This window comes from Actinoplanes sp. NPDC026670, assembly GCF_040638175.1.
Classification (GTDB): domain Bacteria; phylum Actinomycetota; class Actinomycetes; order Mycobacteriales; family Micromonosporaceae; genus Actinoplanes.
This window is the reverse complement of record NZ_JBEZXU010000100.1, coordinates 1-14,753: the sequence shown is the minus strand read 5'-3', so window position 1 is coordinate 14,753 and position 14,753 is coordinate 1. Positions and strand designations below refer to the sequence as shown.

The 14,753-nt window shown below is 70.8% G+C and carries 17 protein-coding genes; 10 read left to right on the top strand and 7 right to left on the bottom strand.

Features of this window, described 5'->3' with window-relative positions; translation table 11 throughout:
* Positions 1-28: 28 nt before the first annotated feature.
* Complete coding sequence (locus AB0E94_RS49055; protein WP_360342495.1) at positions 29-226, bottom strand: cold-shock protein; 198 nt, start codon at positions 224-226, stop codon at positions 29-31.
* 19 nt (positions 227-245) lie between these two features.
* Positions 246-878 carry a 2-phospho-L-lactate guanylyltransferase gene (cofC, locus tag AB0E94_RS49050; RefSeq protein WP_360342552.1) on the bottom strand — a complete coding sequence of 211 codons (633 nt, stop codon included), beginning with the start codon at positions 876-878 and terminating at the stop codon, positions 246-248.
* A gap of 240 nt (positions 879-1,118) precedes the next feature.
* On the opposite strand from cofC, the gene AB0E94_RS49045 reads away from it, so the two are divergent.
* From AB0E94_RS49045 to AB0E94_RS49030, 4 genes are read left to right on the top strand one after another with little or no spacing between them, the layout of a single operon-like run.
* On the top strand, positions 1,119-1,844 hold the full coding sequence (locus tag AB0E94_RS49045; protein WP_360342492.1) for a lysophospholipid acyltransferase family protein: 726 nt from the start codon (positions 1,119-1,121) through the stop codon (positions 1,842-1,844).
* Positions 1,835-2,833, top strand: coding sequence for an NAD(P)H-dependent glycerol-3-phosphate dehydrogenase (locus AB0E94_RS49040; protein ID WP_360342549.1), 999 nt, complete (start codon positions 1,835-1,837; stop codon positions 2,831-2,833). Before AB0E94_RS49045 ends, AB0E94_RS49040 begins: the two co-directional genes overlap by 10 nt.
* Positions 2,830-3,933: a cystathionine gamma-lyase gene (locus tag AB0E94_RS49035; RefSeq protein ID WP_360342489.1), complete on the top strand. Its 1,104-nt coding sequence runs from the start codon at positions 2,830-2,832 to the stop codon at positions 3,931-3,933. Before AB0E94_RS49040 ends, AB0E94_RS49035 begins: the two co-directional genes overlap by 4 nt.
* Positions 3,930-4,289, top strand: coding sequence for a hypothetical protein (locus AB0E94_RS49030; RefSeq protein ID WP_360342486.1), 360 nt, complete (start codon positions 3,930-3,932; stop codon positions 4,287-4,289). Before AB0E94_RS49035 ends, AB0E94_RS49030 begins: the two co-directional genes overlap by 4 nt.
* Before the next feature lie 8 nt (positions 4,290-4,297).
* On the opposite strand, the gene AB0E94_RS49025 is transcribed toward AB0E94_RS49030, so the two are convergent.
* Positions 4,298-4,741, bottom strand: coding sequence for a hypothetical protein (locus tag AB0E94_RS49025; RefSeq protein WP_360342483.1), 444 nt, complete (start codon positions 4,739-4,741; stop codon positions 4,298-4,300).
* Positions 4,742-4,852: 111 nt separating this feature from the next.
* Here AB0E94_RS49025 and AB0E94_RS49020 point away from each other — a divergent pair, with 111 nt between their 5' ends.
* Positions 4,853-5,947, top strand: a complete 1,095-nt coding sequence (locus AB0E94_RS49020; protein WP_360342480.1) for a D-alanine--D-alanine ligase family protein — start codon at positions 4,853-4,855, stop codon at positions 5,945-5,947.
* Positions 5,948-5,968: 21 nt separating this feature from the next.
* On the opposite strand, the gene AB0E94_RS49015 is transcribed toward AB0E94_RS49020, so the two are convergent.
* Together AB0E94_RS49015 and AB0E94_RS49010 are read right to left on the bottom strand one after the other, a co-directional pair.
* Positions 5,969-6,595 (bottom strand): DUF3515 domain-containing protein, encoded by a 627-nt coding sequence (locus tag AB0E94_RS49015; protein WP_360342478.1) that lies wholly within the window; start codon positions 6,593-6,595, stop codon positions 5,969-5,971.
* Positions 6,596-6,597: 2 nt separating this feature from the next.
* Positions 6,598-6,831, bottom strand: coding sequence for an Lrp/AsnC ligand binding domain-containing protein (locus AB0E94_RS49010; protein ID WP_014447186.1), 234 nt, complete (start codon positions 6,829-6,831; stop codon positions 6,598-6,600).
* Positions 6,832-6,929: 98 nt separating this feature from the next.
* Here AB0E94_RS49010 and AB0E94_RS49005 point away from each other — a divergent pair, with 98 nt between their 5' ends.
* On the top strand, positions 6,930-7,868 hold the full coding sequence (locus tag AB0E94_RS49005) for a thiamine-phosphate kinase (protein WP_360342475.1): 939 nt from the start codon (positions 6,930-6,932) through the stop codon (positions 7,866-7,868).
* Between the two features lie 34 nt (positions 7,869-7,902).
* Entirely contained in the window at positions 7,903-8,361 is a 459-nt protein-coding gene (locus AB0E94_RS49000) for a GNAT family N-acetyltransferase (RefSeq protein WP_360342472.1), read from the top strand.
* A gap of 352 nt (positions 8,362-8,713) precedes the next feature.
* Here AB0E94_RS49000 and rpmB read toward each other — a convergent pair whose 3' ends face one another.
* Positions 8,714-8,905, bottom strand: coding sequence for a 50S ribosomal protein L28 (rpmB, locus tag AB0E94_RS48995; protein WP_026207002.1), 192 nt, complete (start codon positions 8,903-8,905; stop codon positions 8,714-8,716).
* 157 nt (positions 8,906-9,062) lie between these two features.
* On the opposite strand from rpmB, the gene AB0E94_RS48990 reads away from it, so the two are divergent.
* The 3 genes from AB0E94_RS48990 to AB0E94_RS48980 are packed head-to-tail and all read left to right on the top strand — an operon-like array spanning position 9,063 to position 13,311.
* On the top strand, positions 9,063-10,823 hold the full coding sequence (locus AB0E94_RS48990) for a DAK2 domain-containing protein (protein ID WP_360342469.1): 1,761 nt from the start codon (positions 9,063-9,065) through the stop codon (positions 10,821-10,823).
* Positions 10,820-12,994 carry an ATP-dependent DNA helicase RecG gene (gene recG / locus AB0E94_RS48985; protein ID WP_360342466.1) on the top strand — a complete coding sequence of 725 codons (2,175 nt, stop codon included), beginning with the start codon at positions 10,820-10,822 and terminating at the stop codon, positions 12,992-12,994. Before AB0E94_RS48990 ends, recG begins: the two co-directional genes overlap by 4 nt.
* Positions 12,991-13,311 carry a DUF952 domain-containing protein gene (locus AB0E94_RS48980; RefSeq protein ID WP_360342463.1) on the top strand — a complete coding sequence of 107 codons (321 nt, stop codon included), beginning with the start codon at positions 12,991-12,993 and terminating at the stop codon, positions 13,309-13,311. Before recG ends, AB0E94_RS48980 begins: the two co-directional genes overlap by 4 nt.
* Here AB0E94_RS48980 and AB0E94_RS48975 read toward each other — a convergent pair.
* Positions 13,301-14,602 carry a hypothetical protein gene (locus AB0E94_RS48975; RefSeq protein ID WP_360342460.1) on the bottom strand — a complete coding sequence of 434 codons (1,302 nt, stop codon included), beginning with the start codon at positions 14,600-14,602 and terminating at the stop codon, positions 13,301-13,303. The two genes, AB0E94_RS48980 and AB0E94_RS48975, sit on opposite strands and share 11 nt — an antisense overlap.
* Between the last annotated feature and the right edge of the window lie 151 nt (positions 14,603-14,753).

The following is a 14,753-nucleotide window of genomic DNA, read 5'->3' as shown; positions in this document are numbered from 1 at the left end:
ACGTGAAACGAACTACCGGATGATCACATCAAGCTACTCCGGGAATTAACACACGCCAAACCACACCAGTCGCGTCCGGCTCCACCGTCACACGCTGGCCGAGCCGAAGAAGGCGCAGGCCGGAGCGCTGGAACGCCTCCGCGCCGAAGGACAGCGGAGTGCCGTCGTCGAGCAGCAACGTGCCACTGCGGGTCTCTGTGTCGAAAGTCGCGATCGTGCCCTGCATGGGACGGAACGCTACCTGCCTACGCGGCCGGCGCACATGCCGTCACGCGACCCAGCTCCCGTAGCAGCCCGCATGTCCGGTCGCCCGCGCCCAGCCGCAGCACCGCGTCCAGGTCGGCCGCCGTGTCGACGTCCTGCCGCAGGCCCGGCCAGTCGCCGCGCAGCAGCGCCGCCCCCGACTCGGCGTGCGCCGCCGCCGACGGCCCGCCGAACCGCGGAAGCAGCGGCCACCGCGCCGGGGCGGCCAGCAGGACCGTCCCGATGCCCGCCGCGTCCGGCACGAACGCCCGGCCGGACACCCGGCTCAGCGCCTCGTCCAGCTGCTCCGGGCGCAGGGCGGGCAGGTCGCCGGCGAGCACCGCCCGATGCGCCGACAACCCGGCCGCCTCGTCCGCGCCGAACCGCATCGCCGCGTTCAGCCCGCCACCCGGATCGGCCACCACCCGGGCGCCCAGTTCCCGGACCGCGGCGCCGACCGCCGGATCGTCGGTGACCACCAGCAGCTCGGCCACCGAGGCGGCGGCCAGCACCGCGGCTGCGGTGTCGCGCACCATGGCGAGCGCCAACTCCGGGTGGCGGTCGGCCGGCACAGCGCCACGCAGCCGTGTCTTCGCCGCTCCGAGCCGCTTGACCGGGATCACCGCCGTCCACATCTGCACCCGACCATCCTGCCTGACCCGTCCGCGCAGTCGTGACTCGCAAGCCGCCGCCGGAAAATCGCCTGGCTCCTCACCGGTTACCAGGCGGCTTGCCGCGGAGCGAAGCGGAGCCAGCGAGTTCAGTGATTCGAAAGACCCCTGCCTGGTCCGGCGGGACGTGAGCGGGCATGATTTCGTCGCAGGTGAACGAGGGGAGGCGGCGTGGACGTCGCCGTTCGAGGGACGGGGGACGCCGTGGCACAGCTCAGGCTCGGCTTCTGGCAGCGTGTCGCGGTGATGCTGGTGATCCCGGTCATGACGGCCCTGACGAGCAAGACGTGGCTGCGGCAGGACCGCGTCCCGGCCACCGGCCCGGTCATCCTCGTGCCCAACCACGTGTCGCACTTCGACCCGCTGGTCGTCGCGCACTACATCTTCCGGTCCGGCCGCTGGCCCCGGTTCCTCGGCAAGTCCAGTGTCTGGAAGGTGCCGATCATCGGGTTCCTGCTCACCAAGACCCGGCAGATCCCGGTCGAGCGGGGCAGTGTGGAAGCGGTGAAGTCGCTGGACACGCTGGTCGACGCACTGAACGAGGGCGGCGCTGTGGTGATCTACCCGGAGGGCACCACCACCCGGCACCCCGACCTGTGGCCGATGCGCGGCAAGACCGGCGCGGCCCGGCTCGCCCTGCTCACCGGCGCGCCCGTCGTGCCGATCGCCAACTGGGGGCCGCAGGCGATCTTCGACCCGCGCACCAACAAGCTGAAACTGCGCCGCTCGCACGTCACCGTCACCACCGGCGAGCCGGTCGACCTGAGCCGGTGGGCCGGCCTGGAACCGACCCGGGCGGTGCTGGACGAGATGACCGAGAAGATCATGCTGGACGTCCGGGACCTGCTCGGCGAGATCCGCGACGGCGAAGCGCCGGCGCTCTACGACAGGCCCGCGCGCCGGGCCACTACCTCGGAGGAATCGCCATGAAGGCGGCCGTCATCGGATCCGGTTCCTGGGGCACGGCGTTCGCCAAGGTGCTCGGTGACGCCGGATCGTCGGTGACCATGTGGGCCCGGCGGGAAGCGGTGGCCACCGAGATCCGGGAGCGGCACGGCAACGAGGGCTCGCTGCCCGGGGTCCGGCTCGCCGAGACCGTCACCGCCACCACCGACCTGGCCGAGGCGGTCGGCTCGGCCGAGGTGATCGCCATCGCGGTGCCGTCGCAGACACTGCGGGGCAACCTCGCCGACTGGGCCGGGCTCTTCCCCGCCGACTCCACCGTGGTCTCCCTGATGAAGGGCATCGAGCTCGGCACCCTCAAGCGGATGAGCGAGGTGATCGTCGAGACCGCCGGAGTCGCCCCGGACCGGGTGGTGGTCGTCTCCGGTCCGAACGTGGCGCCGGAGATCGCCGCCGGGCAGCCCACCACGACCGTGGTGGCGGGCTCCGACGAGGGCCGGGCCAAGCAGGTCCAGCACGCCCTGGCCACGCCGTACTTCCGGCCGTACACCAGCGACGACGTGATCGGCTGCGAACTCGGTGGGGCCTGCAAGAACGTGATCGCGCTGGCGTACGGCATGGCGGTTTCGCTCGGTCTCGGTGACAACACCCGCGCCTCGCTGATCACCCGCGGTCTCGCCGAGACCGCCCGTCTCGGGGTGGCGCTCGGCGCCGACCCGCTGACCTTCGCCGGCCTGGCCGGCCTCGGCGACCTGGTCGCCTCCTGCTCGTCGCCGCTGGCCCGCAACCGCATGTTCGGCGAGCACCTGGGCCGCGGCGAAACCCTGGAACAGGCCCAGATCGCCACCCGGCAGACCGCCGAGGGTGTCAAGAGCTGCCTGTCCATCCGCGACCTGGCCCGGGCGAACAGCGTCGAGATGCCGATCGTCGAGCAGGTGGAGCGCGTGTGCCACGAAGGGGTGGACCCGCGCGTCGCGGTCAAACTGCTGATGACACGGGAGATGAAACCCGAGTGAGCTCCTTCTCCGACGGCACCCGTGCCGTCCACGCCGGCCTCCCCGCACCCGAGGTCGGCGAGCCCTTCCTGCCCGGACCGGTCTTCGCCGCGCCCTACCACCTCGACCCGGTCACCGGGCCGGGGGAGAACGGCTACGCGCGGACCGAGCATCCGACCCGCGAGGCTCTGGAATCGGCCATCAGCGCCCTGGAGGGCGCGCCGACGCTGGTCTTCGCCAGCGGCCAGGCCGCGATAACCGCGCTTCTCCTCGCCGTTCTGCGCACGGGTGACACCGTGGCGATCCCTTCGGACGGCTATTTCACGGTACGGGCGTTCGCCGACGGATTCCTACGCGACCTGGGCGTTCGTGCCGTGCCGGTGCCGACCGCCGGGCCGTACCCCGACTTCACCGGCGTGCGGCTGGTGCTGCTGGAGACACCGGCCAACCCGGGCCTCGACGTGTGCGACATCCGGGCGCTGTCCGAGGCCGCCCACGCCGCCGGGGCGCTGGTGGCCGTGGACAACACGACCGCGACACCGCTCGGGCAGAACCCGCTCGCGCTCGGGGCCGACCTGGTCGTCGCCTCCGGGACCAAGGCGCTCACCGGTCACTCCGACGTGCTCCTCGGCTACGTGTCGGCGACCGACCCCGACCTGCTGACCAGGGTGGAGACGTGGCGCAAGCAGACCGGCGCGGTGCCGGGGGCGTTCGACGCGTGGCTGGCCCATCGTTCGATCGCCACCCTCGACCTGAGGCTGGCCCGGCAGACCGCGAACGCGGCGGCCGTCGCCGAGTTGCTCCTGTCCCGCGACGACGTGACCGGGGTGCGCTGGCCGGGCCTGCCGTCCGACCCGTCCTACCCGATCGCGTCGGTCCAGATGCGGCGCATCCCCGGGGTGGTGTCGTTCGACCTCGGCTCGGCCGAGCGGGTCGCCGAGTTCCTGTCGGCGGCGAAACTGGTGTTCGCGGCCACGTCGTTCGGCGGGGTGCACACCACGGCCGACCGGCGGGCGCAGTGGGGTGACGACACGCCGCCCGGGTTCGTGCGGTTCTCCTGCGGCATCGAGGACACCGCCGACCTGCTCGCCGACATCACCGCGGCGCTCGGCGCGGCATGACCGCCTGGAGCAGCTTCAACGGTGACGAGGTGGCCGCGCTCACGCAGGGTTCGAGCTTCTTCGCCGAACCCGGGGAGCGGGACTGCCCGGCCTGCGGGCAGCGGCGGTTGCGCGCCTACTTCACGGCGCCGGAGAACGCCAAGCGGCCCACCCTGGTCAGCTATGTCTGGTGTGGGGCCTGCGACAAGTTCGTGGGCACCCGCGCGAAGCATCCGGAGGGTCTGATCTTCTCCGACCCGCTGGCTGCCCTGACCACCGCCGAGCGCCGTGACCTGGAACGCAGCCTGACCGGTTTCCTGGCCCACCTGGATTCGCTGTGGGACTCGGGAGCCCTGCCCCAGACGTTCACCGCCTAGCCGGTCTTCTACCCGTGGGTCGCGACGAAATCGTGCAGCCAGTCCGGGGCGATCTCGCCGCCCGGCGCGGTACGGCGCAGCGCCTCACCCGGGCGGATGCCGAGCAGGGCCAGCGTCATCGTGGCCAGCAGCGTCGAACGGCCGTTGTCGGCGGCCGCCTGGGTCACCACGAAACGCCCGGCGCGGACCTCACGGGCGAGGCGGATGGCGAGGGCGACCACCTGGTTCGCCTCCTGCTGCATCTCCTTCGCCGACGACGCCACGTCCGGGAACGGCACCACCTCGATGCCGGCGGTGTCCGTGTCGGGCGCGGCCGACGACACCAGCACATGCACCCCGGCCCGGGCGAGCGCGACCAGCTCCTGCGCTGACCACGGCTCGTCCGCCGGATGGGCCATCGTCGCCAGCTGACCCGGACCCGGGCCGGCGATCACGTGGAGCGCTGGAGCCATGAACGCTTCGTCCTCCTGCCTTGCGAACGGCTGCCTTGCAAACGGCGAATTCGGCCTACGCAGAGTAGGGTCAGCCCCGGCACGCCCGCTAGCTGGAAGGCGCATCGAGAAGTGACGTCCCACCGTAGGACCCGGGTTGCGATCGTTTTCGGCGGCCGCAGCACTGAGCACGCCATTTCCTGCGTCAGCGCGGGCGCGATCCTGGGCGCTCTGGACCCCGATCAGTATGAGGTGATCCCGGTCGGAATCACCCGTGCGGGGCGCTGGGTCCTCGCTTCGGGTGACACGTCACAACTCGCCATCAGCGGCCGGCGGCTGCCCGAGATCACCGACGAGTCGGGCCGCGCGATCGTGCTCTCCACCGACCCGACGTCGACCGACCTGATCGTCCGGGAACCCGCCGACGGAGTGTCCGAGCTGGCCGGTGTGGACGTGGTGTTCCCGGTGCTGCACGGCGCGTACGGCGAGGACGGCACGATCCAGGGCATGCTGGAGATGGCCGGCATCCCGTACGTGGGCGCCAACGTGTTCGCGTCGGCGGCGGCCATGGACAAGGAGTTCACCAAGAAGCTCGCGGCCGTCGAGGGCATCCCGGTCGGGCCGTACGCGGTGTTGCGTGCCGGGGTCTCGCTGTCCGACGCCGACAAGGAGCGGCTGGGCCTGCCGGTCTTCGTGAAGCCGTCGCGGGCCGGTTCGTCGCTGGGCATCACCAAGGTCACCGACTGGGCCGACCTGGAGGACGCCGTCGCGGTGGCCCGCCGGATCGATCCGAAGGTGCTGGTCGAGGCCGCGCTGGTGGGCCGGGAGATCGAGTGCGGGGTGCTCGAGGGTGAGGCCGGCGGCGCGCCCGACGCGTCGGTGCTGTCCGAGATCCACATCGACGACGTCGAGTGGTACGACTTCGAGACGAAGTACCTGGTCGGTGGCCGTTACACGGTCCCCGCCGAGCTGCCGGCCGACCTGACCAGGCGGATCCAGGAGTACTCGGTGCGCACCTTCGTCGCGCTGGACTGTGCCGGCCTGGCCCGGGTCGACTTCTTCGTGACCGAGGCCGGCGAGATCTTCCTCAACGAGATCAACACGATGCCGGGGATGACACCGAACTCGATGTTCCCCCGGATGTGGACGGCTACCGGCCTGGAATACCCGAAGGTCGTGGACCGGCTGATCCGGACGGCGCTGCGCCGCGGCACCGGCCTGCACTGACCGGTTCACTCACCGCCGGGATCACTCGCAGCCGCTCGGCATGGTGCCGGCCGCCTTCGACTTGACCGTCTCGACCAGGGTGTCGGAGAACTCGTTGGCCCACTGGGCCGGATTCTCGTAGTACGACGGCACGGTCACCCGCACCGGGACCTCGCGGTCCATCGTGGTGATCGTGGCCGCGTCGGCGCCGGGCGCCGCATACCAGCACACGTTGTTCATGATCAGCAGCTCGGTGTCCATGGCGACACAGCCGGGCGTGGTGTCCTCCGGCGTGGTGCACATGATCGGCTGCGGCACCCCGCAGGCGACCGTGATCGCCGGCTCGCCGTAGGCCGCGTTCTGCTCGGGGCCGGCGCTCACCGGCCGGCCCTGCAGGTCACGGATCTTCGCCGGCAGCTGGGAGGTCACCGCGAGACAGGCGCGCGCGGTCTGCTCGTCGAGCTGAGGCGCGTCCATCACCACGGCCGCGGACGGAATCGGGTTGGCCGCTTTTTCGGTTTTGTCCGGATCATCCGGCATGATGGTGAAGAACGCGACCACGCCGACCAACAGTGTCACCGGAACGGCCACCGCCGTCGCCCACAGGGCAGCGGCCTTCCTGGCCGGGTCCTTCTCCGGCGCCTTCTTCGGCGCGTCCACATCCACCATAGTCAGAGGTTTACCACGGAGCAGGTGAGCGTCCGCGTGATGCCCGGTACGTACTGGACCTTGCTCACAATCAGCCCACCCAGTTCGTCGACCGTATGGGCTTCGGTCAGCACGACGACGTCGTACGGCCCGGTGACCGCGTCGACCCGCACCACCCCCGGTATCTTCTCGATCGCGGCGGCCACGTCACGGGCCTTACCGACCTCCGTTTGAATGAGGATGTATGCCTGGACCACGATCGACTCCAATCCGCCACTTCGTCGGTGATCCCCGGTCGTGAAACTACCGTACGAAGCGACCCGGCAGCGGGACGCCACCATCGAAGGACTTAGACGTGAGCATCGCAGAGGCCGGTGAATTCGGGCTGATCGGCCGAATCGTTCCCCGGCTCGGCACCGGAGAAACCACCTTGATCGGCCCCGGCGACGACGCCGCCGTGGTCCGGGCACCCGACGGACGGGTGGTCGCCTCCACCGACGTGCTCGTCGAAGGGCGCCATTTCCGCCGCGACTGGTGCGGCGCCGCCGACGTCGGGCACCGGGCCGCCGCCGCCAACCTGGCCGACATCGCCGCCATGGGCGCCGTGCCCACCTCCCTGCTCGTGGCCCTCTGCGTGCCCACCGGGCTCGACGTGACCTGGGCCGAGGGCCTCGCCGACGGCCTCACCGCCGAAGCCGCGCTCACCGGCGCCACGGTCGTCGGCGGCGACACCTCGTCCAGCCCCACCCTCACCATCGCGGTCACCGCACTCGGCGACCTGCGCGGCGCGGCGCCGGTCCGGCGCGACGGCGCCAAACCCGGCGACATCGTCGCTCTCGCTGGGCGGATCGGTCACGCGGCAGCCGGCCTCACCGTTCTCTCCCGAGGATTCCGTACGCCCAAACTGCTCGTGGAGGCGTATCGCCGGCCGGCCGTCCCGTATTCGGCCGGACCCGAAGCCGCACGACTCGGCGCCACCTCGATGATCGACGTGTCGGACGGGCTGCTCCAGGACCTCGGGCACATCTCCACCGCCAGCGGGGTCGCCATCGACGTGCACCGCGAGGCCTTCGACCTGCCCGACCAGATGCGTGACGCGGCCAAGGCGCTCGGCGTCGACCCGTACCAGTGGATCCTGGCCGGAGGCGACGACCACCCGTTGGCGGCGACGTTCCCGCCGGACGCCGCCCTGCCGCCGCAGTGGCGCCCGATCGGGACCGTCCACGACGGCGAGGGCGTGACCGTGGACCGGAAGCCCTGGACCGGAGGCCTGGGCTGGGACCACTTCCGCTAGCCCGTCCCTCGTCGCGGCTGGCTAGTCTTGCTGCGTGCAGGACATCAAGATCATCACCGCCGACTTCGACGACCCGGCGGTGCAGACGCTCGTCGCCGAGAACCTCCGCGACCTGTCCGAACGATATGGCGGCAGCGGCGACGACAGCCCCATCTCGGGTGCCGACTTCACCCCGCCGGTCGGCATGTTCCTGGTCGCGGTACTCGATGACCGGCTGATCGGTAGCGCAGGCTGGCGCCGCCGGGGCGACGACGCCGAACTCAAGCGAATGTTCACCACCCAGGCCGCCCGGGGCCGGGGCGTGGCCCGCCGGCTGCTCGCCCGAATCGAGGAGTCGGCCCGAGAGGCCGGCTGCCGCCGGGTCATCCTGGAGACCGGAGACCGCCAGCCGGAGGCGATCGCCCTCTACGAGTCGGCCGGCTACCTCCGAATCGCCGACTTCGGTTACTACAAGGACTATCCGGACGTGCTCTCCTACGCCAAGCCCCTCTAACCGGCCAGCGGTGCCACAGGCCACCACGTCGCCCAGGCGGGCAGCCCGCGTGGGCATCTGCGGTTCGGATCGGGCCGCAGGTCACCACGTCGTCGTGATGGGTAGCCCGCGTGGGCTTATGTGGTTCGGATCGAGCCGCAGGTCGCCACGGTGATCTCAGCCCCGCAAGAGCCCGACCTGCGTGACACGTGACCTTGAGGGATAGGTCACTGGATCGGCCAGGAGGAGTGGGCGGTGGCTGAGAAGCGGGATGGGGGAATCCGGGCCTGGCCAGGAGTCGCAGAAGAAACAAGTAGCCGCCGAGCCCCGGAGGGCTCAGCGGCTACTTGGAACGGCCTTTGCGGGCCTCGGATCAGGCGCGGACGACCTTGCCGGCCTTGATGCACGAGGTGCAGACCTTGAGCTTCTTGGTGGTCCCGCCACCGGCCGGGGTGCGCACCGACTGGATGTTCGGGTTCCAGCGGCGGTTGGTCCGCCGGTGCGAGTGGGACACGTTGTGGCCGAAGCCCGGTCCCTTGCCACAGACGTCGCACACGCTAGCCACGGGATACTCCTGGGTGTGATTCGAAACTGAAGGCGCCCGGGGACAGAATCTCCCAGGCAACCCGGCGAGCTTACCCGATTCGCTGGGGCGACAGCCAATCGCCCCCGGTCAGGGTGCGTGCCCGGCGTTTGTCGGGGGTGGTTAGTACGATTTTCGCGTGCTGGAGACCCTCGATGCCGACGCGGTACGCCGCTGGTGCGACGGTGGGCTGGAGGCGCTCCGGGCACATCAGCGTGAGATCGACGACCTGAATGTGTACCCGGTTCCCGACGGCGACACCGGCACCAATCTCGTCCTCACTCTCACCGCCGCCCACGAGGCTCTGGAGCCAGGGGGTGACGGGCCGGCGCCGGACGAGGGGCGCGAGGAGAGCCCGGCGGGCCTGATGCGGAGGATGGCACGTGGCGCTCTGCTCGGGGCCCGCGGCAACTCGGGTGTGATCGTCTCGCAGATCCTGCGCGGGATGGCCGACACCTTCGCCACCGGAGCCGCGGTGCGCGGTGGCGAGCTGGCCCGAGCGTTGCGGACGGCTACCGACGCGGCCTACGCGGCGGTGGCCCACCCGGTCGAGGGCACCGTGCTCTCGGTGGTGGCGGCCGCTGCCGAGGCGGCCGGCCGGCTCCGGTCCGACAGCCTGGCCGCCGTCGCGAGAGAGGCGGCCCGGGCAGCTTCCGAGGCCCTGGCCCGCACCCCACAGCAGCTCCCGGTCCTCGCCCAGGCCGGTGTCGTCGACGCGGGCGGCCGAGGCCTCTGCCTGCTCCTGGACGCCCTGGCCGAAACGATCGACGCCAAGCCCGCAGACGCGAAGCCCGCCGACGCGAAGCCTGCAGACGCCAAGCCTGCCGACGCCGGAGCCAGCCGGCACCGGACCGGCGGGCCTGAAGCGGCAGGGGTGACGTCTCTCACCGCCCAGGACCAACCCGACGCGATCTTGTGGAGTTCAGACACACCTGTCTCGCAGAACCCCACAAGATCGCGCGGCGAGGCAGAACCCGGTGAGGTGGGCGCGGACGTGGGGTGTTCGGGGTATGGGTTCGAGGTGCAGTACCTGTTGGACGCCACCGAGGCGGCCGTCGCGCGGCTGCGTGTGACCCTGGACCGGCTTGGGGACTCGCTCGTGGTGGTGGGTACCGGGGACGGGGATCCGCCGACCTGGAATGTGCACGTTCATGTGGCCGAGGTCGGCCCGGCGATCGAGGCAGGAATCGAGGCCGGTCGCCCGTACCGGATAAATGTCACCCTCCTTGAGGAACGACGGACCGGAAGTGATCAGCGTGGCGCCGTGGTCGTCGCCGCCGGCGACGGGTTGACGGCGCTGTTCGAGGCGGAGGGCGCCGTCGTCGTGGACCGTAATCCGTCGACGGCGGAGATGCTGGCGGCCGTGCACGAGACCGGCGCCCGTTCGGTGGTGCTGCTGCCGAACGACGCGAACACGCACGCGGTCGCGGTGTCGGCGTCGAGAGAGGCCGAGGCCGCGGGGGTGCGGGTGAGTGTCGTCCCGACCAGGTCGCCGGTGCAGGCGCTGGCCGCGCTGGCCGTGCGGGACGTGCAGCGGCCGTTCGCCGACGACGTGATCGCGATGGCCGAGGCGGCCGGCGCCTGCCGGTACGGCGAGGTGTGCACCGCGCAGCGGGACGCGTTCACGGTGGCCGGCCAGTGCCGGGCCGGTGACCTGCTGGGGCTGGTCGACGGCGAGGTGCACGTGATCGGCCAGGACGTCGCCGAGGTGAGCCGCCGCCTGCTGGACCGGATGCTCGGCGGCGGCGGGGAACTGGTGACCCTGGTGCTCGGCGCGGACGCGCCACCCGGGTTCGAGGACGTTCTGAAGGGGCACGTGCATCGCGTGTGGCCGTTCAGTGAGGTGCAGTGCTACGCGGGCGGCCAGCCCCGTTACCACCTGTTGGCAGGAGTCGAATGACCACGACCGACACCCCGTTGACCAAGGTGCTGGGGGCGAAGACCGCCAAGGCGCTGGAGGATCACCTGGATCTGCATACGGCGGGTGATCTGATCTATCACTTCCCGCGGCGCTACGACCAGCGCGGCGAGCACACCGATCTGCGCAGTCTCCAGGTGGACGAGCAGGTCACCGTGCTGGCGCAGGTGCAGGGGATGAGCGTGAAGCCGATGCGGCAGCGCCGCGGCAACATGCTGGAGGTGACCATCGGTGACGGCTCCGGCGCCACGTTGACGTGCACGTTCTTCAATCAGGCGTGGCGGGAGCGGGAACTGCGCAAGGGTGTGTGGGGGCTGTTCGCCGGCAAGGTGACCGAGTTCCGGGGCAAGCGGCAGCTCAACGGCCCGGCCTATCAGCTGCTCAGCGCGGACGCTTCGAAGGACGACGCGGCCGCCGAGATCGAGGAGTTCGCGGGCGCGCTGATCCCGGTCTATCCGGCGGCGCAGGCGGTGCCGACGTGGGTGATCGCGAAGTGTGTGCGAACCCTGCTGGACACGTTCGAGCCGCCTGACGACCCGATGCCGGCCGGGATCCGCGCGACCCGGAACCTGGTGGGGATCGGGACGGCGCTGCGGGAGATCCACCGGCCGAGCTCCGAGCCGTCGCTGTACTCGGCGAAGCATCGGCTGAAATGGGATGAGGCTTTCGCCGTACAGCTGACGCTTGTGCAACGGCGAGCGAAGGCGGCCGCGGCGCCCGGCACGGCCCGGCCCCGCGCGGACGCCGGGTTGCTCGTGAAGTTCGACGCCGGTCTGCCGTATGAGCTGACCGAAGGTCAGCGGGAGGTGGGCGAGGAGATCGCCGCCGACCTGGCCCGGCCGCATCCGATGCACAGGCTGTTGCAGGGCGAGGTGGGTTCCGGCAAGACCCTCGTGTCGGTACGCGCGATGTTGCAGGTGGTCGACGCGGGCGGGCAGGCCGCGCTGCTGGCCCCGACCGAGGTCCTGGCGACCCAGCACTTCCGCGGCATCTCGGCCCAGCTGGGCGCGCTGGGCCGGGCCGGCGAGCTGGACGGTGATCCCGAGGGCACGCAGTTGACGCTGGTCACCGGCTCGCTGGGGGCGGCGGCCCGGCGTGCGGCGCTGGCCAAGGTCGCCGACGGGACCGCCGGCATCGTGGTCGGCACCCATGCGCTGCTGTACGAGGGGGTCGATTTCGCCGATCTCGGGCTGGTGGTGGTGGACGAGCAGCACCGGTTCGGGGTCGAGCAGCGGGACGCGCTGCGGGCGAAGGCGGCGAAGCCACCGCACGTGCTGGTGATGACGGCGACCCCGATCCCGCGGACGGTGGCGATGACCGTCTACGGCGACCTGGAGACCTCGGTGCTGTCGCAACTGCCCCGCGGCCGTTCGCCGATCGCCTCGCACGTCATCCCGGCCCTGGAGAAACCGGCGTACCTGGACCGCGCCTGGGTGCGGATCTCCGAGGAGGTGCGGGCCGGCCATCAGGCGTATGTGGTGTGCCCCCGGATCGGTGAGGACGAGGAGACGCCGCCGAAGGACGACGAGCCGTCCCGCCGCCCGCCGCTGGCGGTGACCGAGGTGCTGCCGCTGCTGCGCGACGAGTACCTGAAGGGCCTGCGGATCGCGATGCTGCACGGCAAGATGCCGCCGGACGAGAAGGACGCGGTGATGCGCTCGTTCGCGGCCGGTGACCTGGACGTGCTGGTGGCGACCACGGTGATCGAGGTGGGCGTGGACGTGCCGAACTCCACCGTGATGCTGATCCTGGACGCGGACCGGTTCGGGGTGTCGCAGCTGCATCAGCTGCGCGGCCGGGTGGGCCGGGGTTCGGCGCCTGGGGTGTGTCTGCTGCACACCGAGGCGGTCGAGGGTTCGGCGGCGCGGGAGCGGCTGGACGCGGTGGCCTCGACCACCGACGGCTTCAAGCTGTCCGAAATTGATCTGGAGCAGCGCCGGGAGGGCGACGTGCTGGGCGCGTCCCAGTCCGGCAAGCACTCGCATCTTCGGCTGCTGTCGCTGCTCCGCGACGAGAAGCTGATCAAGGAGGCCCGGACCGAGGCGTCCGAGCTGATCGGCGACGACCCCGACCTGACCCGTCATCCGGCGCTGGCGGCCTCGGTCGCCGCGCTGGTCGACGAGGACCGCGCCGAGTACTTGGAGAAGGGTTGATCTTCCATCTTTGCCCACGTGCCGCGTGGGACGACGTTGCCTTCCTCGAGGCGGAACCGTTCATCCACTGCTCGCCGGCGGACTGGGTGCACGTGGTGGCTGACCGGATCTTCCGCGGCCGTGACGACATGGTGCTTCTGGAGATCGACGAGGCACGGATACCGGGGCAGGTGGTCTGGGAGGACGGCGACCCGCCGGAGCCTGATGGGCGGCAGTTCCCGCACATCTACGGCCGGATGCCGGCGGGCGCGGTGGTAGCCGTTCACGACTACCGACCGCGCCCGGACGGGACTTTCGAGGTGTTTGTCAGGCGGTGAAGTTCACCTTGCGGCGGCGGGCCAGGATGAACAGCACGGCGCCCGCGACGAGCAGCAGGAACGCGCCACCGGCGACACCGGCGGCGGCCGAGCCGGTCAGCGGCAGCGAGCCGTCCTCGTCGTCACCGGCGACCGGGGTGGTCGCGACGGGGCTGGTGCTGGCGCCGGTCGAGACGGTCTCCGACGGGGTCGCCGAGGGGGTCTCGGACGGCGTCTGGGACGGCGTCGCCGACGGGCTGCTCTCGGTCTCGCAGTTCTCCGGCTCGGTCCAGGCGACCTCGCCGTTCAGGACGTCCAGGCCGTTGGAGACGGTGACCTTGAGGCCCTCGAAACCCTTGAAGAAGACGACCTTGGTGTCGCCCGGCTGAGCCGTGACGGTCTGCGCCGCACCCTTGTTCGGGGTGAAGGTGGCGGTGACGACCGCGCCGTTCTGCGGGTTCTTCACGGTGAAGGTGAGCCCGTCACAGTCGCTGGTCACGGTGCCCTCGGGCGTGCCGACCTCGGGGGTCTTGCAGTCCTCCGGCTTGGTCCAGCCGCCCTTGAACAGCTCGGCGCCACGCGAGGTGACCCGGATGTTCTTCGCGTCGGCGGCCGGCACGGTGACGCTGACCGGCTCGGCGCGGACCGCGAGGGTCTCGGTCTTGCTGAAGCCGTTGTCGGCGGTGATCACGAACGGGGCGCTGGAGGTGCTCCGGTTGATCAGCTTCAGGGTGACGGTGCCGTCGCAGTCGGACAGGGCCTCGACCACGGGCTCGGCCACACAGGTGCCGGAGCCGCCGTTGTACCAGGCGCTCTGCGGGTTGCCGGGAACAGCGGTGGAGCGCGAACCCTCACCGTTCCGGCTGCCGACCTTACGGTCGTTGTAACGGTCGCTCTTGTCGGTGAGCGGGTTGATGATGTAGTCGCCGAAGACGAAGTCGACCTGAGTGAAGCACTCCGGCACCTCGACCTTGAACTCGAGCTTGCTGCGGGTCAGCTTGGACGCGCCGGTCGGGGCGGTCAGCTTGTCCGTGGACGACTCGAGGACATACTGCGGGACCGAGAACTTCGCCGACGGGGCGGTGTAGGAGACCAGCGAGAACGCCTGCTCCTGCCCGGCACAGAGCGGCCCGTTGGTGATCTCGATGCTGGCGGTGCCGGCCGGACCGTTGAAGGTGTGCTGGTACTTGGCTTCGGCGGCGGTGACACAGTCGGCGCCGGTAGCGCTCGCGGGGGAGGAGAACCCGCCGAGCCCGGTCAGGCCGACCAGCGCGGCGGCTGCGATCGCCGCCACGCGGTGGAACTTCTTCATTCGCGCTCCATATGAGGGGGAAATGGGCGGGGGGGGGGCGCCGAACAATAAGGGGCGCCCCCCCGGGTTGTTGGTGTTTTTTTTTGTGTGTTGGTTTGTTTTGTGGGGGGCACCCCGCTCCGCGCGTGGGCGGGCGGGGGGCGCCCCCCCG